The sequence below is a fragment of the Brevundimonas sp. GW821-FHT02A10 genome (genome assembly GCF_059422025.1).
On sequence record NZ_JBWKWC010000006.1, the window covers coordinates 26,003 to 47,544 of the forward strand.

General features: G+C 69.3%; 25 protein-coding genes. 19 read left to right on the top strand and 6 right to left on the bottom strand.

Annotated elements, in window-relative coordinates:
- Positions 1-74: 74 nt before the first annotated feature.
- Positions 75-491: a 50S ribosomal protein L17 gene (rplQ, locus tag AC07U0_RS15155; protein ID WP_207870922.1), complete on the top strand. Its 417-nt coding sequence runs from the start codon at positions 75-77 to the stop codon at positions 489-491.
- A gap of 325 nt (positions 492-816) precedes the next feature.
- Complete coding sequence (locus AC07U0_RS15160) at positions 817-1,725, top strand: LysR substrate-binding domain-containing protein (RefSeq protein WP_494720810.1); 909 nt, start codon at positions 817-819, stop codon at positions 1,723-1,725.
- A 6-nt stretch (positions 1,726-1,731) separates the two neighbouring features.
- Here the strand turns inward: AC07U0_RS15160 and AC07U0_RS15165 are convergent, their stop codons facing one another.
- Together AC07U0_RS15165 and AC07U0_RS15170 are read right to left on the bottom strand one after the other, a co-directional pair.
- Complete coding sequence (locus AC07U0_RS15165; RefSeq protein WP_494720811.1) at positions 1,732-2,598, bottom strand: ABC-2 transporter permease; 867 nt, start codon at positions 2,596-2,598, stop codon at positions 1,732-1,734.
- Positions 2,595-3,503 (bottom strand): ABC transporter ATP-binding protein, encoded by a 909-nt coding sequence (locus tag AC07U0_RS15170; RefSeq protein WP_494720812.1) that lies wholly within the window; start codon positions 3,501-3,503, stop codon positions 2,595-2,597. Before AC07U0_RS15170 ends, AC07U0_RS15165 begins: the two co-directional genes overlap by 4 nt.
- Positions 3,504-3,611: 108 nt before the next feature.
- Between AC07U0_RS15170 and AC07U0_RS15175 the strand changes: the two genes are divergently transcribed.
- From AC07U0_RS15175 to bla, 5 genes are all read left to right on the top strand, one after another.
- Complete coding sequence (locus AC07U0_RS15175; protein WP_494720813.1) at positions 3,612-4,847, top strand: alkaline phosphatase family protein; 1,236 nt, start codon at positions 3,612-3,614, stop codon at positions 4,845-4,847.
- A 62-nt stretch (positions 4,848-4,909) separates the two neighbouring features.
- The gene (locus tag AC07U0_RS15180; protein WP_494720814.1) at positions 4,910-5,797 is read left to right on the top strand and encodes a CPBP family intramembrane glutamic endopeptidase; all 888 of its coding nucleotides are present in this window, start codon (positions 4,910-4,912) and stop codon (positions 5,795-5,797) included.
- Between the two features lie 48 nt (positions 5,798-5,845).
- Entirely contained in the window at positions 5,846-7,072 is a 1,227-nt protein-coding gene (locus AC07U0_RS15185; RefSeq protein WP_494720815.1) for a TCR/Tet family MFS transporter, read from the top strand.
- A gap of 87 nt (positions 7,073-7,159) precedes the next feature.
- Positions 7,160-8,539, top strand: a complete 1,380-nt coding sequence (locus tag AC07U0_RS15190; protein ID WP_494720816.1) for a trypsin-like peptidase domain-containing protein — start codon at positions 7,160-7,162, stop codon at positions 8,537-8,539.
- Positions 8,536-9,465, top strand: coding sequence for a subclass B3 metallo-beta-lactamase (gene bla, locus AC07U0_RS15195; RefSeq protein WP_494720817.1), 930 nt, complete (start codon positions 8,536-8,538; stop codon positions 9,463-9,465). The genes AC07U0_RS15190 and bla overlap by 4 nt, the downstream gene beginning before the upstream one ends.
- Here bla and AC07U0_RS15200 read toward each other — a convergent pair.
- Together AC07U0_RS15200 and AC07U0_RS15205 are read right to left on the bottom strand one after the other, a co-directional pair.
- Complete coding sequence (locus tag AC07U0_RS15200; RefSeq protein ID WP_494720818.1) at positions 9,462-9,893, bottom strand: VOC family protein; 432 nt, start codon at positions 9,891-9,893, stop codon at positions 9,462-9,464. The two genes, bla and AC07U0_RS15200, sit on opposite strands and share 4 nt — an antisense overlap.
- 4 nt (positions 9,894-9,897) lie before the next feature.
- Entirely contained in the window at positions 9,898-10,314 is a 417-nt protein-coding gene (locus tag AC07U0_RS15205; RefSeq protein ID WP_494720819.1) for a VOC family protein, read from the bottom strand.
- A gap of 69 nt (positions 10,315-10,383) precedes the next feature.
- Between AC07U0_RS15205 and AC07U0_RS15210 the strand changes: the two genes are divergently transcribed.
- The 6 genes from AC07U0_RS15210 (at position 10,384) to AC07U0_RS15235 (ending at position 15,213) form a co-directional block, all read left to right on the top strand.
- Positions 10,384-11,703, top strand: coding sequence for a replication-associated recombination protein A (locus tag AC07U0_RS15210; protein WP_494720820.1), 1,320 nt, complete (start codon positions 10,384-10,386; stop codon positions 11,701-11,703).
- Between the two features lie 75 nt (positions 11,704-11,778).
- The gene (locus tag AC07U0_RS15215) at positions 11,779-12,192 is read left to right on the top strand and encodes a hypothetical protein (protein WP_494720821.1); all 414 of its coding nucleotides are present in this window, start codon (positions 11,779-11,781) and stop codon (positions 12,190-12,192) included.
- Positions 12,193-12,199: 7 nt separating this feature from the next.
- On the top strand, positions 12,200-12,976 hold the full coding sequence (locus AC07U0_RS15220) for a DUF72 domain-containing protein (protein ID WP_494720822.1): 777 nt from the start codon (positions 12,200-12,202) through the stop codon (positions 12,974-12,976).
- Positions 12,977-13,240: 264 nt separating this feature from the next.
- Complete coding sequence (locus AC07U0_RS15225) at positions 13,241-13,675, top strand: hypothetical protein (RefSeq protein ID WP_494720823.1); 435 nt, start codon at positions 13,241-13,243, stop codon at positions 13,673-13,675.
- 231 nt (positions 13,676-13,906) lie between these two features.
- A complete protein-coding gene (locus AC07U0_RS15230; protein WP_494720824.1) occupies positions 13,907-14,659 on the top strand; it encodes an RluA family pseudouridine synthase in 753 nt (250 codons plus the stop codon).
- A gap of 62 nt (positions 14,660-14,721) precedes the next feature.
- Positions 14,722-15,213: a CC0125/CC1285 family lipoprotein gene (locus AC07U0_RS15235; protein WP_494720825.1), complete on the top strand. Its 492-nt coding sequence runs from the start codon at positions 14,722-14,724 to the stop codon at positions 15,211-15,213.
- A gap of 4 nt (positions 15,214-15,217) precedes the next feature.
- Here the strand turns inward: AC07U0_RS15235 and AC07U0_RS15240 are convergent, their stop codons facing one another.
- A complete protein-coding gene (locus AC07U0_RS15240) occupies positions 15,218-15,424 on the bottom strand; it encodes a hypothetical protein (RefSeq protein WP_494720826.1) in 207 nt (68 codons plus the stop codon).
- A complete protein-coding gene (locus tag AC07U0_RS15245; RefSeq protein WP_494720827.1) occupies positions 15,425-16,663 on the bottom strand; it encodes a hypothetical protein in 1,239 nt (412 codons plus the stop codon).
- A 207-nt stretch (positions 16,664-16,870) separates the two neighbouring features.
- On the opposite strand from AC07U0_RS15245, the gene crcB reads away from it, so the two are divergent.
- From crcB to AC07U0_RS15275, 6 genes are read left to right on the top strand one after another with little or no spacing between them, the layout of a single operon-like run.
- Complete coding sequence (crcB, locus tag AC07U0_RS15250) at positions 16,871-17,278, top strand: fluoride efflux transporter CrcB (protein ID WP_494720828.1); 408 nt, start codon at positions 16,871-16,873, stop codon at positions 17,276-17,278.
- A complete protein-coding gene (locus AC07U0_RS15255) occupies positions 17,275-18,327 on the top strand; it encodes an RluA family pseudouridine synthase (protein ID WP_494720829.1) in 1,053 nt (350 codons plus the stop codon). The genes crcB and AC07U0_RS15255 overlap by 4 nt, the downstream gene beginning before the upstream one ends.
- A complete protein-coding gene (locus AC07U0_RS15260) occupies positions 18,324-19,826 on the top strand; it encodes a putative 2OG-Fe(II) oxygenase (RefSeq protein WP_494720830.1) in 1,503 nt (500 codons plus the stop codon). Before AC07U0_RS15255 ends, AC07U0_RS15260 begins: the two co-directional genes overlap by 4 nt.
- Complete coding sequence (locus AC07U0_RS15265; RefSeq protein ID WP_494720831.1) at positions 19,823-20,515, top strand: HAD-IA family hydrolase; 693 nt, start codon at positions 19,823-19,825, stop codon at positions 20,513-20,515. Before AC07U0_RS15260 ends, AC07U0_RS15265 begins: the two co-directional genes overlap by 4 nt.
- Complete coding sequence (locus tag AC07U0_RS15270) at positions 20,515-21,279, top strand: ATP12 family chaperone protein (RefSeq protein ID WP_494720832.1); 765 nt, start codon at positions 20,515-20,517, stop codon at positions 21,277-21,279. The genes AC07U0_RS15265 and AC07U0_RS15270 overlap by 1 nt, the downstream gene beginning before the upstream one ends.
- A gap of 3 nt (positions 21,280-21,282) precedes the next feature.
- Positions 21,283-21,537 (top strand): hypothetical protein, encoded by a 255-nt coding sequence (locus tag AC07U0_RS15275; protein WP_494720833.1) that lies wholly within the window; start codon positions 21,283-21,285, stop codon positions 21,535-21,537.
- Positions 21,538-21,542 lie beyond the last annotated feature (5 nt).

Consider the following 21,542-nt stretch of genomic DNA (forward strand, 5'->3'; position numbering starts at 1 on the left):
ACTGACGGGGCGGTTATGAATGTACGGCGAAAGGTCCTCTCGAGGATACCGCCGCCGGAGTAGGAGAGACCCCGATGCGCCACGGCGCCGCCCACCGCAAGCTCGGCCGTACGAGCGCCCACCGGACCGCGATGTTCGCCAACATGGCTGCGTCGCTGATCAAGCACGAGCAGATCACGACCACCCTGCCGAAGGCCAAGGAGCTCCGCCCCTTCGTCGAGAAGCTGGTCACGCTCGGCAAGAAGGGCGACCTGCACGCTCGTCGTCAGGCCATCAGCCACGTCCGCGACGTGACCCAGGTCGGCAAGCTGTTCGAAACGATCGGCCCGCGCTACGCCGAACGTAACGGCGGCTACATCCGCATCATGAAGGCCGGCTTCCGCCACGGCGACAACGCCCCGATGGCCGTCATCGAGTTCGTCGACCGCGACGTCGACGCCAAGGGCCTGGACTCCGGTCCGGTCTACGCCGTCGAAGGCGACGAGGAATAGGATCCAGCCTCACGGCTGATCGAGTTTGAGGGCGGCCCGAGCGATCGGGCCGCCCTTTCTCATTCCGGAAGGGCGCTACCGTTCGCCGCGCGGCGGCTCGCTGCCTGAGCGCGGGGGCGCGTGGGCTGGGCCTCAGGCTGTGAGAATCTGCCACAGGGCCGCGGCCCAGATCAGAATGGCGGAGGCCGCATACAGGACCTTGTCCCAGACGGTGCGGCGGGGCGGCGGGGTGTTTCTGTCGAACAATGGCATCGACCAGCTTCAACCCGAATTGCGCCGGACGGAAAATCGATTAAACCGGCTCGACCCTGTGAGCTGAGATCACATGATGAAACGGCCCGCCCCGCCGCCGCTCAACGCCCTGCGCGCCTTCGAGGCCTTCGCCCGGCACGGCGGCATGACGGCGGCCGCCGCCGAGCTGTGCGTCACCCACGGTGCGGTCAGCCGGCAGGTGAGGGCGCTGCAGGACAGTCTCGGCGTGGTCCTCGTCTCCGGCCCCCGTCACCGTCTGGTCCTGACCCCGGCCGGCGAGGCTCTGGCCCGCAGCCTGACCCCCGCCTTCGCCGCCATCGACGACGCCGTCGACACGGCCCGGGCCGGAAGCCACCGGGAGATCGAAATCTCCTGCCTCGGCACCTTCGCGCTCAAGTGGCTGATCCCGCGCCTGCCGGCCTTCCTCGACGCCCATCCCGAGGTGCGGGTGAAGCTCTCCGAGAGTTGGGCGCCTGTCGACTTCGTCCGCGACCGGTTCGACGCCGCCATTCGGATTCTCAATCCCGGCGAGACGGCGCGTCGGGCCGAGGCGACGCCCTTCCTTGTTCACTATCAGGGGCCGGTGGGCGCGCCGGGTGTCGAGCGGCTCTCGCCGGAGGCCTTCGCCCGCCTGCCGCGTCTGCACGCCGCGACTTTCCCGGAAGCCTGGCGGGTGTGGAGCGAACTGACCGGCGTCGTCCTGCCGCCCGCCGTCCTGACGCGGGAGTTCGCCCACAATCACTCGATGATCGAGGCCGCCGCCTCGGGCATGGGCGTGGCCATCGCTCCCTGGGCCTTCGTCGCGCCGGATATCGTGGCGGGGCGGCTGGTCGCTCCATTCGGACTGGCGGAACGGCCGTCGCAGTTCGTCTTCCTGCGTCCGGCGGGCCGCGCCGACGCCGCTGTCGACGCCTTCCGCGACTGGCTGGTGGCGGAGGGTGCAGTCAGTCCGCCACCGCCTCCGCCGTCACTATCGGCCTAGGCCCGCCTATTCCTTCGACAGGTCCTGACGCTGGAACCAGGCGATGGCGCCGACCAGCAGGACCACGCACCAGCCGATCAGGCTGATGGCCGCGGCCCAGACCGTCGCGTCCGGCACCGCCGACATCGCCCCGCCGATGATCGCGCTCTTCAGATTGTCATAGGCCAGACCCGGGATCACCGCCTGGGCGTACCACTCGGTGCCTTCCCAACCGATCAGGGGCATGGACTGCATCAGGAAGAACTGGGCGATCGAGACCACCAGCGGCACGAACAGGGTCGCCAGCAGGGACCGGGTCATCACCGCAGCCAGAAGCCCGATCAGCCCCACCTGCACCACGCGGATATAGCCGATCAGGGCCAGCAGGCCGAACTCGCCCGCCTGCTTGCCGCCGAAGTGGAAGACATAGCTCTGGCCGTGGATCATCCCCTTCACCAGCTCCCCGGCGAAGCCGAAGATCAGGAAGACGATCAGGGCGGCGAGGGTCAGCAGCTTGGCCACCCCGACCTTGCCGAGGATCAGATTGGCCCGGGTGTTGCGCGCCGAGGTCAGCCGCCAGGTCTCCCAGCGATAGTCGCCGGCATAGAGGGTCGCTGTCCCGATCATGATGAAGAGCAGCAGCAGCGGATTGGACATGTCGCCGGCCAGCTTGATCAGGCCCTGACCGAGGTCCAGTGCGCCCTGGCCGAGCAGGCCCGGGGGCAGGCGCGGATCATTGCCGATCTCGGCCATCTTCTGCTTCAGGAAGAACTGGCCGATGCTGCTCAGGCACAGCAGGGCGATGGGCAGGAAGACCACGCTCCAGAAGACCGTCATCCGGTTCTTGGTGAAGCGATAGGCTTCCGAAAAGACGGCGTCCGCCAGCATGGTCATTGGATCGCCTCGGGAATCTGGACGGAGCCGGTTTCGGTCATGAAGACGCTTTCGAGGTCGGCGCCGACCCAGCGGGCCTCGTCGATCTCCACGCCCTGTTCGATCAGGGCCTTGAGCAGGGCCGGACCCTCGGCGCGCGGAATGGCGGCGATGACGGCCGAACCCTCCATCGAGCCCTTGGCGCCCAGCACCTGAAGCACCTTCTCCGACGGCTTGACCGACAGGCGCAGCCGTTCGCCGCTGGTCGTCAGCTCGCTGACCGAGCCTTCGCGGACCAGCCTGCCCTTGTTCATGATGGCCACGCGGTCGCAGACGCGCTGGACCTCCAGCAGCTGGTGGCTGGCCAGAACCACGGTGATGCCGTCGTGGTCCGACAGCGACCGGATCAGGGCGCGCATCTCCTGAATGCCGGGCGGGTCCATGCCGCTGGTCGGTTCATCCAGGATGATCAGCTCGGGTTCGGTGATCAGGGCGATGGCCACGCCCAGCCGTTGCAGCATCCCGACCGAGAAGCCGCGCACCTTGCGGTCCGCGGCGCCGGTCAGGCCGACGCGGTCCAGCCAGGCGTCGACCCTCGCCGGATCAGCCTTCAACCCGTGGGCGGTCGACAGCCAGACCAGCACCTGACGCGCCGTCATGAAGGGAGGGAAGCGCGGGGTCTCGATCATCGAACCCATCCGACGCGAGGCCTTCACGTCCCCGATGGGCCCGCCCATGACGATGGCCTGACCTTCGCTCGGCCGGATCAGGCCCAGAAGGATGCGGAACAGGGTCGACTTGCCGGCCCCGTTTGGCCCCAGAACGCCATAGACCCCGCCTTTGGGGATCTCCAGCGACAGCCCGTCGAGGGCGCGGACCGTGCCATAGGTCTTGGTCAGGGAGCGGGCTTCGATCACCGAGGTCATGGCCGGACCTTCGCCTGCCCGTGTTCGCTCGGCAAGCCGTCGCGAGACCGTTACGGATTAAGCTTAGGCAATGTTGCTTTCCCCGAATGCGTCGCTGGAGTTCGCCTGATGTTGTCCCGTCTGATCGCCGCCGCCTCCGTCAGCGCGATGCTCGTCATGACCGGATGCGCCACGGCGCCGTCCACTCCTCAGGCCTCGACTGTCGCGGCGGCGCCGGCCGCCCGGACCGCGCGCCCGCTGGTGATCCTGATCTCGATCGACGGCTTCCGGTATGACTATCTGACCCGCGGCGCGACCCCGACCCTGAGCGCCCTGGCCGCCGACGGCGCCACCGGTCCGATGCGTCCGTCCTTCCCCAGCCTGACCTTCCCCAACCACTACACCCTGGTCACCGGCCTGCACCCCGACCACCACGGCATCGTCGGCAACACCTTCGTCGATCCGACGCTGGGCAAGTTTACGATGGCCAATACCGAGACCGGCTTCTGGGACCAGGCCGAGCCGATCTGGGATACGGCGGTCAAGGCGGGCCTGACCACGGCGACGATGTTCTGGCCGGGGTCCGAGACGACGATCGACGGCGTGCACTCGACCTACTGGAAGGCGTTCGATCACGACATGCCCGGCGACGCCCGGGTCGACCAGCTGCTGGCCTGGATGGACCAGACGCCGCGTCCGGACTTCGGCACCCTTTATTTCGACGCCGTGGACACTGCCGGCCATCGCAATGGACCCGACGCCTCCGAGACCATGGCCGCGGCGACCAGCGTCGACGCCTCCATCGCCCGGCTGATCGAGGGCCTCAAGGCGAGGGGGCTCTACGACAATACGGTGCTGGTGATCGTCGCCGACCACGGCATGGCCGCGACTTCGCCCGATCGGGTGATGAACCTGGACGATCTGGTGGACCTCAACGCCGTCCAGATCATCGCTGCGGGCCCCGTCGTCTATCTGGATCCCGTGCCCGGCCATGAGGCCGAGGTTCAGGCGGCACTGGTCAAGCGCCATGATCACGGCGTCTGCTGGGACAAGGCGCACATTCCCGCCCGGTTCGTGCTGGGTTCCAACCCCCGCGTTCCCGCCATCGTCTGCTCGGCCGACATCGGCTGGGTGTTCGGCACCAAGGCTCGCCCGATGCGTCAGGCCGGCGGCGCCCACGGCTATGACAACCAGGCGCCGGAGATGGCCGCACTGTTCATCGCCCACGGCCCGGGCGTCGCCCATGGCCGCACGCTCCAGAACCTCGACAGCGTCGACGTCCAGCCCCTGCTGGGCCGCCTGCTGGGCATCACCGTGCCCCACGGCGACGGCGCCCCCGCCGACAGCGCCGCCGCATTGCAGTAGCGTAACTTGCCTTCCGAAGCGTCGCCGTCTCTGATGGCGACTTGTCGGGGGGAGTTTCTGTCATGAGTTTCGAACGTTTTGGCGCACCGGTCGCGCTGGGGGACCGCCGCGTCCTGCATCCGGGCATGCTGCGCTGGCTGCGCGCGCTGGGCTGGATGGTGCTGGTCGGCTTCCTCTGCGTCCTGTCCTTCGGCGCCCCCTATTCGATCCTCGATCACTTCCTGCCTGACAGCGGCCCCATCGACGTCGCGTCGAACCTCGTCTGCGCGGTCATCGCGCTCGGCGTCTACACCGGGCTGGTCTGGTTCGGGGAGGCGAGGGCGCCGGCGGAACTGGCGCTCAAGGCGGCGCTGCCCGGCCTGTTCTGGGGCCTCGTCATCGGCGCCCTGATGTTCGCTGCGGTCATGGGGATCATGGCCGTCTTCGGCCTCTACGACATCGTCTTCACCGGCCCGGCGCCGGCGTGGAAGGCCATCGGCGGCTCGATCGAGTCGGGCGTGCTGGAAGAGCTGCTGCTGCGGGCGGTCATCCTGCGGCTGGTCTGGCGCGCCTTCGGGCCGTGGATCGCCTTCGCCGCCTCCGCCGTCCTGTTCGGCGGCGGCCACCTCGGCAACCCCAACGCCACCGTGTTCGCGGCTGTCTGTATCGCGGTCGAGGCCGGGATCATGCTGGCCGCCTTCTATGCCCTGACCGGCCGTCTGTGGGTCTCCATCGGCGTCCACGCCGCCTGGAACTTCACCCAGGGCTACGTTTTCGGCGCGGCGGTCTCGGGTTCGGACTTTGGTCCCTCCATCGCCCACAGCACGGCCCGCCCCGGCTTTGCGGAGTATCTGACCGGCGGCGCCTTCGGCCCCGAGGCCTCGCTCCCGGGCCTGTTCGTCGGGACACTGGTCGGGGTGGTCGTGCTGTGGATGGCGTGGAAGGCCGGGCGGTTCAGCAAGGCCGCGTGACCCAAGCTGCGTGACCCTGTCGCAAACCCCGGCTAAACCCCGGGCGCAATGAAACTCTTCGCCCGCTCCCATCAGGCCGCCATCGGCTTCATCTTCGTGACCGCCGTGCTCGACGTCGTGGCCATGGGGATCATCATCCCGGTGCTGCCGACCCTGATCGAGCAGTTCGTGGGCTCGAACGCCCAGGCCGGGATCATCAACGGCGTCTTCGTCGCGCTCTGGGCCGGGATGCAGTTCCTGGCCTCGCCGGTGATCGGCTCGATCTCGGACCAGTACGGCCGCCGCCCTGTCATCCTGCTCAGCTGCGTGGGGCTGGCCTGCGACTATGTGCTGATGGCCGTGGCGCCGAACCTGTGGTGGCTGGCGCTCGGGCGGATGATCGCGGGCGTCACCTCGTCCAGCTTCACCACCATCTTCGCCTATATGGCTGACGTCACCGAGCCCGAGAAACGCGCCCGCGCCTACGGCTTGGTCGGCGCCGCCTTCTCCGGCGGTTTCGTGCTCGGGCCCGTGCTGGGCGGTTTCCTGGGCGAGTTCGGGCCGCGCGTGCCCTTCTGGGCCGCCGCCTGCATGTCGGGCATCGCCTTCCTTTACGGTCTGATCGTCCTGCCCGAGAGCCTCGCGCCCGAGAAGCGGATGAAGTTCAGCTGGCGGCGCGCCAATCCGGTCGGGGCCATGGTCCTGCTGTTGCGCCACCCGGAGCTCAGCGGCCTGTCGATCGTCAACTTCCTGCTCTACTTCGCCCACCACGTCTTCTCGGCGGTGTTCGTCCTCTATGCCGCCTACCGCTACGGCTGGGGGCCGCGCGAGGTCGGCTTCCTGCTGGCTCTGGTTGGCGCGATGGACATGCTGGTTCAGGGCCTGCTGACCGGCTGGATCGTCAAGAAGATCGGCGACCGCGCCGCCCTGATCTTCTGCCTCACCGCCGGAGCCGTGGGCCTCGCCGCCATGGGCTGGGCGCCGACCGGCTGGCTGTTCGTCGCCGCCATGCTGCCCAACGCCCTGTGGGGTCTGGCCATGCCGACGCTTCAAGCCCTGATGACCGCCCGGGTCTCCGAGAGCGAACAGGGCCAGCTCCAGGGCGCCAACTCCAGCGTCGGCTCCATCGCCGGCGTCGCCTCGCCCATCTTCTTCGGCTGGGTCTATTCGCTGTCGGTCGTGTCGTTGCCCGGTGCGGCCTTCTACATCGGTGGGGCGGTGCTTCTGGCGGCGGCGATCATCGGCTGGATCGTGGCCCGCAAGGCCGAGAAGGCGGAACAGACTGTCGAGGTCTGACGCTTAAAGGCGCGAACCTTGACCGCCATCATCCCGCCGAAAAGGCGGAGAGAAATGCCCGCGATGTCGCCTGCCCGGAAAGCCTTGATGAAATCCTCGACCCTCGCTCTCGCCGCTGTTCTGTCCCTCGGCGCATTGACCGCCCACGCCCAGGACGCCGGTCAGGACGCCTTCTCCGAGCCCGCCGCCCGCGCCGTCCCCACCGACGCCCTGTCGATGAAGGCCGGCTTCGCTCCCGTGGTGCGCCGCGCCGCTCCGGCCGTGGTCAATATCTCGGCCCGTTCGATCCAGCAGGTTGATCCCTTCTTCCAGATGTTCCGGGGCATGCCGGCCCAGCGCATGGCCGAGTCGGCCGGCTCCGGCGTCATCGTCCGCGCCGACGGCATCGTGGTCACCAACAACCACGTCATTGAGGGCGCCCAGCAGATCCGCGTCGTCCTCAATGACCGCCGCGAATATCCGGCCCACGTCCTGCTGGCCGACGAGCGCGCCGATGTCGCGGTGCTCCAGCTCGAGGGCGTCACCGAACAGCTGCCGATCCTGGCCATCGACGATCGCGAGGAACAGCAGGTCGGCGACCTTGTCCTCGCCATCGGCAACCCCTTCGGCGTCGGCCAGACGGTGACCAACGGCATCATCTCGGCCCTGAACCGGACCGAAACCGGAATCTCGGATTCCGGCTCCTTCATCCAGACCGACGCGGCCATCAATCCCGGCAACTCCGGCGGGCCCCTGGTCGACATGGACGGGGAGGTGATCGGCATCAACACCGCCATCTTCTCGCGCTCGGGCTCCTCGTCCGGCGTCGGCTTCGCGATCCCGGCCTCGATGGTCAAGCGGGTCATCGCCAGCGCTGTCGGCGGCGCCACCAGCGTCGTCCGGCCCTGGCTGGGCGTGAAGGGCGAGGGGGTCTCAGCAGACATCGCCCGCAGCCTCGGCATGGACCGTCCCGTGGGGCTGGTCGTGACCCAGGTCTGGTCTTCCGGCCCCGGCGACCGCGCCGGCATCCAGGAGGGCGATGTGATCACCTCCGTCGCCGGTCAGGAGGTCAACGACCAGGGCGGTCTGAACTTCCGCGTCGGCACCCACAATCCCAACGACACCGTCTCCGTCGCCCTGCTGCGCGACGGCCGTCCCATGACCGTCAACGCCCGCATCCAGGCCCTGCCCGGCGACACCGCCCCGGATCAGGGTGTGCTGATCGCGCGCGGCCCGCTGATGGGTCTGAAGGTCGCGGCCCTGACCCCGGCCCTGGCCGACAGCCTCGGCGGCGATCCCTTCCTCAAGGGGGTCATCGTCACCGGCTTCGGTGACAATGCGCGCAGCCCCGGCCTGCGTCGCGGCGACTTCCTGCGCGCCGCCAACGGCAATGCGATCAACTCCGTCGCCGACGTCCAGGCCATCGCCGGCCCGACCCAGCTGACCATCGAGCGCAACGGCCGCCGCATCACCGGGGTGATCCGTTGAGACGTCTCGTACCCGGCGTTCTGACGATCGCCGCCCTCGCTCTGATCGGCTGCAGCGGCGCCGAACCGGCCGCAGCCCAGTCCGCCGCTGCCCCCGTACCAGCCGACGATCCCCTGACCCGGCCCCTGAAGGCCAACCCCGCCTGGCTGGTCCCCCAGACCCCGGTGAAGATCTTCGGCAATACGTATTTCGTCGGCACACAAGGTCTCAGCATCGCCCTCATCGACACCGGTCAGGGCCTGATCCTGATCGACGGCGCCGTGCCCCAAGCCGTCGGCGATATCGAGGCCAATATCGCCCGGCTCGGCTTCCGCATTCAGGACGTCCGCTACATCCTGAACACCGAGGCTCATTTCGACCATTCCGGCGGGATCGCCGCCCTGGCCCGCGACAGCGGCGCGACGGTCATCGCCGCCCCTGCCGGAGCCGAAGCCCTGCGCGCCGGACATGTGCTGGACGCCGACCCGCAGGCCGCCGACATCGAGGCCTTCCCGGCCATCCCGACCGCCCGCGCCATCGGTGACGGCGAGACCCTGACCCTCGGCGGCGTCACCGTCACCGCGATCCATACGCCCGGCCATACTCCCGGCAGCGCCAGCTGGACCTGGTCGTCGTGCGAGGCGGGCGTCTGCCACAGCGTGGTCTTCGCCTCGAGCCTGAACGCGGTCACCGCCGCGCCCTTCACCTATGCCGGCCATCCCGAAGCCACGGCGGCCCTGCGCGCCTCGATCGCCCGGATCGAGGGCCTGGACTGCGACATCCTGATCTCGGCCCATCCGGACAACTCCGGCGGCGTCGAGAAGCTGGCGGGTCGGGTGGCGAACGCCACACCCAACCCCTTCATCGATCCCGAGGCCTGCAAGGCCTATGCGACGCGGGCGGCAGGCATCCTCGACCGGCGTCTGGCGACCGAAGCCGCCCGCTAGTCCGCCTTGTCATCCCCGCGAAAGCGGGGACCCAGCAGCGACCACACATGGCCATACGGGTCGCGCAGCTTGGCGTGGCGGCCATAGAATTCGTCGACGGCCGGACGGATCACCTCGGCCCCCGCCTCGACCGCCCGGGCCAGCCAGGCGTCGACGTCATCGACGGCCAGTGAAATCGTCACCGTCGTCCCACCCAGCGTCCTCGGCGTCAGGGCGCCGACAGTCTCGACCGCCTCGGGAAACTCGTCGGCCAGATACAGGTCGCCGCCGTTGATCCCGATCATGGCATGGCCGACCCGGCCGTCCTCCATGTCGTAGCGGACCTTCTCCTCGGCCCCGAACGCACGCCCGTACCAGTCCAGCGCCCCCGGCCCGTCATGGACCATCAGATAGGGAACGACCGGCGGATCGGGGGGCGTGTACGACATCGTCCTATCCCTTCACCGGCGAGCCGATCGACCAGGTATGGCCGAACGGATCCAGCACCTGACCGTACCGGTCGCCCCAGAACTGGTCCGACAGCGGAAACACCGGCACGGCGCCGGCAATCACCGCCCGGTTCCACCATTCGTCGGCGTCGTCGACCTGCAGGTGAATGGTCACGGACGCCGGCGCGACGTCGACCGCCCCGCCCATTTCCGGGAACTCGTCCGACAGCATGACGCTGCCGCCGTTGATGTGCAGATGGGCGTGGACCAGCCGCTCGCCGTCATCGGCGACCATGCGCCGGACCTCCACGGCCCCGAAGGCGCGGGCGTAGAATTCCACCGCCGCCATCCCGCCGCGCGAGGCGATGCTCAGATAGGGCGTGACCCCGGTCAGGGGCGGGGGCGCTTTGACCTGTTCCATGGCGATCTCTCGTTCCGTTCGATCATTCTAACGCGTGAAAACGACAGTCGAAACGCCTACATCCATCCGATGAGTGACCTGTTCGAAGCCTCCGGCGTCCTGCCGCCTGACGCGCCTCTCGCTGACCGCCTGCGCCCCCGCACCCTCGACGAGGTGGTGGGTCAGGACCATCTGCTGGGCGAGGGCGGACCTATCCGGCGGATGATCGAGGCGGGCCGTCTGGGCTCCATGATCCTCTGGGGGCCGCCGGGCACCGGCAAGACCACCATTGCCCGGCTTCTGGCCAAGGCGGCGGGCTATGAGTTCCAGCAGATCTCGGCGGTCTTCTCCGGCGTCGCTGATCTGAAGAAGGCCTTCGAACAGGCCCGCATGCGCCGCCTCGCCGGCCAGTCGACGCTTCTGTTCGTCGACGAGATTCACCGCTTCAACCGCGCCCAGCAGGACGGCTTCCTGCCCTTCGTGGAGGAGGGTGTCGTTACTCTCGTCGGCGCCACGACCGAGAACCCCTCGTTCGAACTGAACGGGGCGCTTCTGTCGCGCTCGCAGGTCTTCGTACTCAAGCGGCTGGACGACGCGGCCCTCGATCAGCTTCTGGTCCGGGCCGAGGCGCATGAGGACCGCGCCCTGCCGCTGACGCCCGAGGCGCGCCACGCCCTGCTGGCCCTGGCCGACGGCGACGGCCGCTATCTGCTGACCATGACCGAGACCCTGTTCGCCCTGCCGGCGGATGTGATGCTCGACGTTCAGGGTCTGGCCGCCACCCTGCAACGCCGCGCCCCGGCCTACGACAAGAGCCGCGAGGAGCACTACAACCTCATCTCCGCCCTGCATAAGTCGGTGCGCGGCTCCGATCCCGACGCCGCCCTCTACTGGCTGGCGCGGATGCTCAACGGCGGCGAGGACCCCCTCTATCTGGCCCGCCGCATCGTGCGCATGGCGGTCGAGGACATCGGCGAGGCCGACCCCCTGTCCATCATGGTCGCCAACGCCGCCAAGGACACCTACGACTTCCTCGGCAGCCCCGAGGGCGAACTGGCCCTCGCCCAGGCGGTGGTCCACCTCGCCACGGCACCGAAGTCGGTCGGCGTCTATGAAGCCTTCAAGGCGGCGAAGCGCGCGGCGGCCGAAACCGGCTCCCTCATGCCCCCCGCCCACATCCGCAACGCCCCGACGAAGCTCATGAAACAGCTCGGCTACGGCAAGGGCTACCAGTACGACCCCGACACCGAGGAAGGCTTCTCGGGCGCGAACTTCTTCCCCGACGAGATGGAACGCCGCACCTTCTACAAGCCGAAAGGTGAGGGCCACGAAGAGAAGATCAAGGCGCGTCTGGAGCGCTGGGCGGCGATGCGGGCGCGGATACAGGCCGAAGGAGGAGGCGAGGGCTAGGGGGCGTCGGTTTGCGCCCGATTGCGGCCCGGCCTGGCGAGGGCTAGCGTTCTGACACGGACTATGGGGGCGGCGATGTCATTGGATACGGGCAAGGCCAGACGGCGAACCGCCGCTCTGCTTCTCGCCGTGATCCTGCCGCTGGGCCTTGTCTTCGCACAGTGTGTCGCGATCAGCCGATCGCCTGATCTTCCCGATACCTGGCTCTTCTGGAACCTGCTGGCCGCGGTGGTTTCCGGAGCTCTGGCCTTCGGAGCCCTGCCGAGCCGGTTCCGGGTCTGGGCGGGTCTCGGGGCGGCGATCTGGGTGTTCCTGTTCAGCATCGCCGCGATGCGCCTGAACATCGCATGGCGGGTCGTCGGCGGCGTGCCCGAGCATTGGCTTCTGGAGCTCTCTGCCGCGAACATGGTGCTGGCCGTCCCCGCCGCGATACTCGCAGCCGCCCTGGCCGCGATCGCTTCGGGCCGAGGCTGGCTGGCGCGCGGATGAAAGGCGCGTGATCCCGTTGAGCAAGAGTGGCGCGGCAGGGCTTCCATCGACTGACGAGCTCCGCATCGGCACGGCGGGATGGAGCATTCCCCGCGCGCTGGCGGAAGACTTCCCCGTTGGCGGTTCGCATCTGGAGCGCTACGCCCGACGGATGAATGCGGTGGAGATCAACACCAGCTTCTATCGTCCCCACAAGCGCGCGGTCTGGGAACGGTGGGCCGCGGCGACGCCCGACGGCTTCCGCTTCTCGGTCAAGACGCCGCGTCTCCTCACCCATGACCAGCGGCTTGCGGATCCTGAGCCGACGCTCGACGCCTTCGCCGAACAGGTGGCAGGTCTGGGCGACAAGCTGGCGGTGCTTCTGGTGCAGCTGCCGCCGAGCCTGATCTTCGACGCCGACGCGGCCGGATCGTTCTTCGCCGCCGTGCATCAGCGCTTCGACGCGGGCATCGCCTGCGAGCCGCGCCACCCCGGCTGGTTCACGCCCGAGGCGGACGGCCTCCTGTCCGATTGGAAGGTGGCCCGCGTGGCGGCGGATCCGGCCAAGGTCCCTGCGGCGTCCGAACCGGGAGGCTGGACGGGGTTCAGCTACGCCCGGCTGCACGGATCGCCGCGCGTCTACTATTCCGCCTATCCGGCCGATTTTCTCGCCGATCAGGCCCGGCGTCTGAGGGCGCTGTCGGCCAAGGGGGCCGCCTGGTGCATCCTCGACAACACCGCCGGCGGCGCGGCTCTCGGCGACGCTATGACGGTCATTGCGAACCTTGGGGACGCTTTCGCCTGAACCCTCTTTCTTTCGTCATCCTCCGGCGAGCGCAGCGAGACCGGGGGACCCAGTGGCGCCGAAGGCGATCTGTTCACCGCGCTGCTGAGAGATCATGTGCGCGACAGGTTCGCGCTCTCGCGCGCCGCTGGGTCCCCAGGTCGCTCCTTCGGAGCGCCGGAGGATGACGGAAGGGGCAGCGTGTCGCAGCCCTGAGTGATCGCTGTTCATTGTTCCCGCCGTCCGTTGCTGACAAGCTCGCCGCAAATCCTGGGGAGGGTAACGATGACTGAAGCCAGAAAAACACCGTGGCATCTGTGGCTGGTGGGCGTGCTGGGCCTGTTCTGGAACGGCTTCGGCGCGACCGACTTCGCCATGAGCCTGATCCAGGGCGATGCCTGGTACCGCATGAACAAGATGACCGAGGCCCAGATCGCGGCCATGCACGCCTATCCGGCCTGGATGTATATCGTCTGGTTCGCCGGGACCTGGGGTGCGCTCATCGGCACGGTGCTGCTGCTGTTCCGCAGCCGCTTCGCCGTCCACGCCTTCGCCATATCGCTGCTCGGCTTCCTGATGAGCCTCGTCTACGGCTACTTCCTCTCGGCGGACAAGACGGCGGCCCACGGCATGGAGGTCATGCACGCGGTCATCTTCGTCGGCTGCCTCTTCTTCCTCTGGTACGCCTGGACCATGGCGAAGAAGGGCGTCCTGCGTTGAAACGCATCGCACTCTAGGAGTGCAAAATTGTTTCCGAAAAAGCTTTCGGGATCAAGGCTCTGCACTTTTTGCACTCGGGTTTTTCGAGTGCAAAGCCGCCGAGGGCTCAGGCGCCACGTCGAATCAGATATTTGCTGTAAGTTACTGATTTGCCGTACCTTGATGATCGCGCAACGCGCCGTCCGCCCGTCATGGGCTGACGCCGCCGCCCGCATCGGCTAGGGACCGCGGGTGAGAACCCGCCCGCCCCCCGTCCTGACGCCTGAGGAGACCGCCGCCGTGCGGTCCTGGGTCATCCATGAGGACGCTCACGTCATCGCCATCAACAAGCCCGGCGGCCTGACCAGCCAGGGCGGGGTCCGGCACGCCCATACCCTCGACGACCTGCTCTGGGCCTTCGCCCGCTCGAACGGCAAGCGGCCCGAGCTGGTCCACCGGTTGGACCGCGACACCTCCGGCGTCATCCTGTCGGCGAAGACCAAGCCCGCCGCCGGCTTCCTCGGCAAGGCCATCCAGGCCCGCAAGCTGACCAAGACCTACCTGGCCCTGGTCTCCGAACCGCCCCAGCCGCCGTCGGGCCGCATCGAGACGCCCCTGCTGCGGGTCGAGGTCGGGCGCGAGAGCTGGATGAAGGTCGCCGACCTCGAGACCCCCGGCGCCCAGGCCTCCCAGAGCCGCTACCGCACCCTGGCCTCCTCCGAGGACGGCGCCCTGGTCGAGCTGGAGCCCTTCACTGGCCGGATGCACCAGCTGCGCGTCCACATGGCCTCCATCGGCCGACCCCTGATCGGCGACGTCAAGTACGGCGGGGCCCTGACGGCGGCGGGCCGGGCAGCGCCGCGCCTCATGCTCCACGCCGTGTCGCTGGACTTCCCGCACCCGGAGGGCGGCCGCATGACCATCTCCGCCCCGCCGCCCGAGGACTTCCGCAGCCTCGCCGAGGCCATGGGCGTCGCCAAAGGCCTGCCTTCGCCATCTCGCTGACTTGGGGCTTGCGGGAACGATCCTGTTGCGGTGACGCTCTCCTTCCAAAGGGAGACCCGCTCATGAAGCGCCTGATCACACTCGCCCTCGTGGCCTCGACCGCCGCCCTCGCGGCCTGCGCCAGCCTCGCCCCCTACGGCCCCCAGCGCGGTCCGGGCGGGCAGGGCTTCTCGGAACAACGGATCGAGAGCGACCGCTACCGCGTCACCTACAACGGCGTCGGGGCCCCCGGCCCGGTTGCTGACCGCGCCCTGCTGCGCGCCGCCCAGGTCACCACTGAACAGGGCTACGACTGGTTCGAGGTCACCCAGCGCTACATAGACGGCCGCCCCGACAGCGCGGGCGGCGTCCGGCCCAGCGTCGGGGTGGGCTACGGCTCGTCCAGCTACGGCGGCTGGCGCACCTCCGGGACCAGCGTCGGCGTCGGCCTGAACTTCAGCGGCCCGTCCCCGACCTCGACCACGCTGGAGGTCCGCATGGGCCGCGGCCAGCGCCCCGACCGCGCAGAGGCCTATGACGCCCGCGAGATCCAGCGTTCGCTGCGGCCGGGCTGAGGCGTCAGCGGGGGTTCAGCCAGCTCGACGCGGACATCAGGAGCGAGCCGGCGACCACGCACACGAGGAAGACCCAACCCGTTCTCATCTGCAGGACGGGCTGGGCCGGGAAGCGGCGGGCGTTGCGCACGCTCATGACGACGAAGGTCGCACCGGCCGTCAGCAGCAGGACGAGCCCGATTGCGGCGGTGATCTGACTGACAACGTACACCTACCGGCCCCGGGTCAGGGCCCGGTACTCGACCAGCCGTTCCTTGTCGCGGCGGACCTGGTCGGCGACGGCGTCGTCGACGTCCAGCGAGGCGTAGCGAACCCACCCCTCGACGCCCAGCTTGCCCTGGATCGCCGCCGTCGGCGTGGCCCACAGGAAGTAGGACAGGGTGCTGACCGCGCCGCCCAGCAGGATGGCCAGGACCTGCAGCCCCCGGAACCAGCCAGCCTCGACGGGAGCGGGCTCGAACAGGAAGACGCCCAGCCAGATCAGGAAGACCGCAGGCGTCACGAACCGGGCGAACCAGCGCATCCAGTAGCGCTCGCGCCGGACCCGCCACAGCTCCATCTGGACGTACTTCTCAAGGTACTCCATCCGCGCGGCCAGCCACATGGTCAAGCGGGTCAGATAGTGGGAGCGACGCCCCCAGCCCTTGCCGTCCATCTGGTACTGGGTCTCGGCCTGGTCGGCCATGGCCCGGGCGGAGGTGAACAGGTTCTGCAGCTCGCGCGTCCGCTGCACGATCTCGCGCGACAGCTCATAGGAGTCGTTCTCCAGCCGGAACCGGTACTGGACGAACAGGATCTGCTGCACGCCCCACCACAGGCCGCCCGCGACCAGCATGGCGCCCGCCGCAATGGCCGCGCCGGAGATCAGCGAGCCGGTCCACTGGCTGAACCAGGTCGGCCCCAGCGTCGCGAGCAGGGCGAAACCGATCAGGGCCAGCAACTGGCACAGCCGCTTGGTGCCGACATGGACGCACAGGGCGCGGAAGACGCGGCGGCCATAGGCGTGGATGTGGGCGCGCAGGTCCTCGTCGACCGGGAAGCGTTCCTCGATCTGGCGCGCGAACAGGACGTGGAACCGGTCCGGCTTCCCCTCGGTCTCCCAGAAGGGGAAGATGTCCAGCGGCTGGTTGAAGTAGGCGTTGATGTGCGACGACACCGCCATGATGGTCGCCGGGTCGGCCGAGAAGACCTCCGCGTCCTGGATCGGCCGCAGGATGCCGTCCGCGGCGCGCAGGGCCGTCGGATGGTCGGGCGTGGCCTGCGGCACGGGCCGGTCCGGCAGGACCGCGGCGCCGGGAGGCGGCTCGGGCGTCGGCTGGATATAGGCGTGCGGGTCGGCCGCGCGCGTCGGCTCGTTCACCGGCGGATGGGCCGTCGCGGGCTCAAGCTCGAACGGCGAGGGCGGATAGGGATCGCCGCCGGTCGGTCCTTGCGGGTGGTCGTTCGACATGGCCAATCCGGTCCCCTCAGTCAGCCTGACATCGTGGCAGAGTTCGCGGCCTCGTTGGACGACGTTCTCTCGCGGCGCGAACTGCCCGCCCGCCAGCTATCACCGTTAACCGGTACGGTTAGCAAGTGACGTTTCGTTCAGACAGACAGAGGCTTCAGGGCCATCGGCCCTTCGCAAGCGGGCCCGGCAGGGTATAAGCCCCGCATCATGACACGCTTCCTTCTCGTCGCCATCGGCGGAGCCCTCGGCTCCATGGCGCGCTACGGCGTCGGACTGGCCGCCGGGCGGCTCTTCCCCGGCGCGGCCTGGCCCTTCGGCACAATGACCGTCAACCTCGTCGGAGGCTTCCTGATGGGCGTCCTCGTCGGCTGGCTGGCCGCCCAAGGCGCTTCCGGGGGCGGGGCCAATCAGGACAGCCTGCGCATCTTCATCGGCGTCGGCATCCTCGGCGGCTTCACGACCTTCTCGGCCTTCTCGCTGGACGTCGTCACCCTGATCGAACGCCGCCAGACCGGGCTGGCCGCCGCCTATATCGCCGTGTCGGTGGTCTGCGCCATCGCCGCCCTCTTCGTCGGTCTGATGATCGCCCGTCGCGCCTTCGGAGCCGCTGCATGACCCATGATCCCGCCGATGACGCCGCCGCCGCTCCGGAGGCCAAGGGTCCCGTCGGCACCCGTGAGGCCCAGGTCCACTATGTCGCCGAGGCCGAGGACGGCATCCGGCTGGACCGCTGGTTCCGCCGGCGCTGGCCCCATCTGTCCAACATCCAGGTGCAGAAGATGGCCCGGGGCGGCCAGATCCGTGTCGACGGCGCCCGCATCAAGCCCGAGGGCCGTCTGACCGCCGGGGCCGCCGTGCGCGTGCCCCCGATCCCCGAGCCCATCGTCCGCGCGCCGGGCGAGCACATGCCGCTCAGCCCCGCCGACATCGCCTTCGCCAAGTCCCTCGTGATCTATGAGGACGATCTGGTCATCGCCCTGAACAAGCCGCACGGTCTGGCAGTGCAGGGCGGCACCAAGACCACCCGCCACGTCGACCGGCTGCTGTCGGCCTGGGGCGAGGGGATGGACCGGCCGCGTCTGGTCCACCGTCTGGACCGCGACACCTCGGGCGTCCTGCTGCTCGGCAAGGGTCCGGAGGCGGCCAAGCGTCTCGCCGGCGCCTTTGCGCGGCGTCAGGCCAAGAAGACCTACTGGGCCATCGTCCAGGGCATGCCCAAACCCTCGTCGGGCCAGATCGACATGGCGCTCAAGAAGTCCGGCATCAACGACTTCGAGATCATGCGCCCCGCCGACCGCAAGGAGAACGGCGCCGAGCCGGCCGAGACCGCCTTCGCCCTGATCAGCCACGCGGGTCAGCGCGCCTCGTGGATGGCCCTGCGCCCCTTCACCGGCCGGACCCACCAGCTGCGCGCCCATATGAAGGGCATCGGCCATCCGATCCTCGGCGATCCCAAATACGGCGACGAGCGCTCCAACGAACTGTCCGGACCGCTGAAGCTGCAGCTCCACGCCCGCCGCATCGAGCTGGACCATCCGTCGGGCGGCAAGCTGATCGTCGAGGCCCCGATCAGCCCCGAGCTGCGCGCCGGCTTCCAGCATTTCGGCTTCGAGGAGAGCGAGGCCGACTATGACCCGTTCGAAGGCGTGAAGCGCCAGCGATGACCACAGGCGGCGACCTGTCAGCGCCGGATCGCACCAGCCGCGCGCGTGACCTCGCAGGGGCGGGCGACCTCTCGGCGGCCATCGCCCTGCTGCAGGCGGCGCCGGCGGATCAGGTCCCGGCCCATCGCAACCTGCTGGCCCAGCTGCTGGTCGCCGCAGAGCGGCATGAGGAGGCTCTGGCCGTCCGTATCGCCCAGGCCGAGGCCGAACCCGGCGTCGCGGCCCGTCAGCACAATGTCGCGGCGCGGTTCGGCGACATGGGCCGGGCGGCGGAGGCCGAGGCGGCGGCGCGTCGCGCCTTTGCGTTGGGCGGCGATGCGCCCGAGACCTGGCTGGTCCTCGCCCGCGCCCTGCAGGGCCAGGACCGCCATGACGAGGCCGAGGTCGCCTTCGCCGAGGCGCTGAAGCGGCGGCCCGACTATCTCGACGCCCTGATCGACCAGTCCCAGCTGATCTGGATGCGGACCGGCGACGCCGCGCGGGCGCGCGCTCCGCTCGATGCGGCGATCGTCCGCGCACCCAGTCGTCCTGACCTCATTGTCGCCCGCGCGCGGCTGGACCAGTTCACGGGCGCCGCGCCGGAGGCCATCCACCGCGATCTGACCGCGTCGCCCGTCGCCGCATCCGGGATCATCCAGCTGGCCGCCGCCCACGCCGCCCTGGGCTTCGACAGCGATCGCGCCCTGGCGCATGCCCGCGCGGCGGTGGCGCAGCTGCCCGGCAACCCGGCGACGGCCCAGCAACTGGCCGAGATCCATCTGGCCCGGGATGAGCCCGAGGCGGCCCTGGCCCTTCTGGACCCCTTGCTGGAGCAGCGCCCGACAGACCAGCAGGCCCTCGCCCTGCGTCACACCGCCTGGCGGCTGGCCGGCCACCCGCGCGCGATGACGCCCGCGACCTATGCCGAGGTCGTCGCCGGCCACGTCATCGACACCCCGCCGGGCTGGGCGACGCTGGACGCCTATCTGGCCGATCTGGCCCGGGCCCTGGCGCCGCTGCACGGCCTGAGCGAACACCCCGTGGGCCAGAGCCTGAGGCACGGCACCCAGACCGGCGTCGACCTGCGCTACAGCGAAGACCCCGCGATCCGCGCCTTCTTCACCGCCATCGATGGCCCGATCCGCCGCCACATGGCCCGGCTAGGGCAGGGGAGCGACCCCTTGCGCAGCCGAAACACCGGCGACTACCGGCTGGCGGGCTGCTGGTCCGTCAGGCTGCGTCCCGGCGGCTTTCATGCACCCCACATCCATTCGAAGGGCTGGCTCTCCTCGGCCTGCCATATCGAACTTCCGTCGGTGGTCGAGGGCGAGGGCAGGGAGGGCTGGCTGGGCTTCGGCGCGCCCGCCTTCGAGGGCGTCCGCCCCCTGCCGCCCGAGCACTATGAGAAGCCCGAGCCGGGTCGTCTGGTGCTGTTCCCCTCATACATGTGGCACGGGACCGTGCCCTTCAGCGGGACCGAGTCCCGCCTGACCATCGCCTTTGACGTAGTGCCCGCATGACCCAACTCCATTCCCGCCCCCTGGCGATCTTCGACGTCGACGGCACCCTGGTCGACAGTCGGGCCTCCATCTTCGAGGCGGCGACCGAGGCGTCGCGCGCGCTGGGCCTGCCCGACCCCGCCTATGACCGGGTGCGCCAGATCGTGGGCCTGAGCCTGCCCGACGCCATGCAGGCGCTGGAGCCGTCGCTGACTGACGCCGAGCTGGCCGACTTCGTCGCGGCCTTCCAGGCCAGCTTCCGCCGCATGTTCGAGGCGGGGCACGAGGAGCCGCTCTACGACGGCGCCATGGACCTGCTGCATCGGCTGAAGGCCGACGGATGGCGCATCTCGATGGCCACGGGCCAGAACCGGCGTGGCGTCGCCCGCAACATGGGCCGCCCGGGCTGGTCCGAGCTGTTCGCCTCCACCCATTGCGCCGAGGACGGCCCCGGCAAGCCCGATCCGGCCATGCTGCTGGCCGCGCTCGCTGCCTGCGAGGGCACGCCCTCGACCGCCATCATGATCGGCGACACCGCCCATGACGCGACCATGGCCGCCAATGCCGGGATCGCCGCCGTGGGGGTCGGCTGGGGCTTCCATACGGCCGAGGAACAATGGGCGGCAGGCGTGCGCCACGTCGCCGTGGACTTCGCCGACCTCGAAGCCCATCTGAACGTCTTCGCCGCCGAAGTTCTCGAGACCGCCTGATGAGCCATATCCCGCCGCTGGACCCCATGGTCGCCGCCCGCAAGGGCTTCCGCGAGTCCGAGGAGCGTCTGAAGCGCTTCTGGAAGACGGCGGACGTGGTCGCCGAAGCAGGGGGCTGGAAGCTGGTGCTGGACGGTCGCGCGCCCAAGACCCCGGCTCATGCCGTCTTCCTGCTCCCCACCGAGGCCTCGGCCCGTCTGGTCGCCGACGAATGGGCCGCCCAAGGCGAGTTCATCGAGCCGGGGACCATGCCCGCCACCCGTCTGGCCGCCACCGCCATCGACCGGGTCAGCCAGACGCGCGAGCCGGTGGCCGATGAGATCGCCGCCTACGCCGGCTCCGACGCCCTCTGCTATCTCGCCGAACACCCGAGCGGTCTGGTCGCCGAACAGGCGAAGGCCTGGGGGCCGTGGCGTGACTGGGCGGCGTCGGAGCTCGGCGTCGTCCTGACGTCGACCGAGGGCATCATCCACCGCGAACAGGACCCGGCGTCGATCGCCCGGGTTCGCGAGCTGGCTTTGGAAGCCGACGACTTCGCCCTGACGGCGCTGGCGACTGCGGTGCCCCTGCTGGGTTCGGCGGTGCTGGGTCTGGCGGTGATGCGCGGCGCCCTGACCGGCGAGGCCGCCTTCGACCTCAGCCGCCTCGACGAGGACTATCAGGAACGCCAGTGGGGCGTCGACGCCGACAACGCCGAACGGACGGCGCTGCGCCGCGCCGAGGCGGCGCTGGTGGACCGGTGGTTCCGCGCGCTGGAGAACTAGGGCGTGTTCGTGATCGAGGACGAGCGTCACGCCGAGCCGCTGGGCCGGTTCGGCAGTCGTGACGATGCAATGGCCGAACTCCGCCGGCTGGCCGGTATCCCGTGGGATCAGGAGCCCAACCTGGCGCCGTGTACAGGCTGGAGAACATGCGGACGCAGCTACGAGATCGTTGAATACGATACCTCGACGATACCTTGGCGGGAGCTCCATCGGGCGGCTGTGCTGGACATAACGGCTGACGGTGTTCGCTGGCTCTGAGGGGA

Excerpts from the sequence above, each read along its gene's own strand:
- rplQ (WP_207870922.1), top strand. The coding sequence starts at position 75 with ATGCGCCACGGCGCCGCCCACCGCAAGCTCGGCCGTACGAGCGCCCAC.
- AC07U0_RS15160 (WP_494720810.1), top strand. The coding sequence starts at position 817 with ATGATGAAACGGCCCGCCCCGCCGCCGCTCAACGCCCTGCGCGCCTTC.
- AC07U0_RS15165 (WP_494720811.1), bottom strand. The coding sequence starts at position 2,598 with ATGACCATGCTGGCGGACGCCGTCTTTTCGGAAGCCTATCGCTTCACC.
- AC07U0_RS15170 (WP_494720812.1), bottom strand. The coding sequence starts at position 3,503 with ATGACCTCGGTGATCGAAGCCCGCTCCCTGACCAAGACCTATGGCACG.
- AC07U0_RS15175 (WP_494720813.1), top strand. The coding sequence starts at position 3,612 with ATGTTGTCCCGTCTGATCGCCGCCGCCTCCGTCAGCGCGATGCTCGTC.
- AC07U0_RS15180 (WP_494720814.1), top strand. The coding sequence starts at position 4,910 with ATGAGTTTCGAACGTTTTGGCGCACCGGTCGCGCTGGGGGACCGCCGC.
- AC07U0_RS15185 (WP_494720815.1), top strand. The coding sequence starts at position 5,846 with ATGAAACTCTTCGCCCGCTCCCATCAGGCCGCCATCGGCTTCATCTTC.
- AC07U0_RS15190 (WP_494720816.1), top strand. The coding sequence starts at position 7,160 with ATGAAATCCTCGACCCTCGCTCTCGCCGCTGTTCTGTCCCTCGGCGCA.
- AC07U0_RS15200 (WP_494720818.1), bottom strand. The coding sequence starts at position 9,893 with ATGTCGTACACGCCCCCCGATCCGCCGGTCGTTCCCTATCTGATGGTC.
- AC07U0_RS15205 (WP_494720819.1), bottom strand. The coding sequence starts at position 10,314 with ATGGAACAGGTCAAAGCGCCCCCGCCCCTGACCGGGGTCACGCCCTAT.
- AC07U0_RS15210 (WP_494720820.1), top strand. The coding sequence starts at position 10,384 with ATGAGTGACCTGTTCGAAGCCTCCGGCGTCCTGCCGCCTGACGCGCCT.
- AC07U0_RS15215 (WP_494720821.1), top strand. The coding sequence starts at position 11,779 with ATGTCATTGGATACGGGCAAGGCCAGACGGCGAACCGCCGCTCTGCTT.
- AC07U0_RS15225 (WP_494720823.1), top strand. The coding sequence starts at position 13,241 with ATGACTGAAGCCAGAAAAACACCGTGGCATCTGTGGCTGGTGGGCGTG.
- AC07U0_RS15235 (WP_494720825.1), top strand. The coding sequence starts at position 14,722 with ATGAAGCGCCTGATCACACTCGCCCTCGTGGCCTCGACCGCCGCCCTC.
- AC07U0_RS15245 (WP_494720827.1), bottom strand. The coding sequence starts at position 16,663 with ATGTCGAACGACCACCCGCAAGGACCGACCGGCGGCGATCCCTATCCG.
- crcB (WP_494720828.1), top strand. The coding sequence starts at position 16,871 with ATGACACGCTTCCTTCTCGTCGCCATCGGCGGAGCCCTCGGCTCCATG.
- AC07U0_RS15255 (WP_494720829.1), top strand. The coding sequence starts at position 17,275 with ATGACCCATGATCCCGCCGATGACGCCGCCGCCGCTCCGGAGGCCAAG.
- AC07U0_RS15260 (WP_494720830.1), top strand. The coding sequence starts at position 18,324 with ATGACCACAGGCGGCGACCTGTCAGCGCCGGATCGCACCAGCCGCGCG.
- AC07U0_RS15265 (WP_494720831.1), top strand. The coding sequence starts at position 19,823 with ATGACCCAACTCCATTCCCGCCCCCTGGCGATCTTCGACGTCGACGGC.
- AC07U0_RS15270 (WP_494720832.1), top strand. The coding sequence starts at position 20,515 with ATGAGCCATATCCCGCCGCTGGACCCCATGGTCGCCGCCCGCAAGGGC.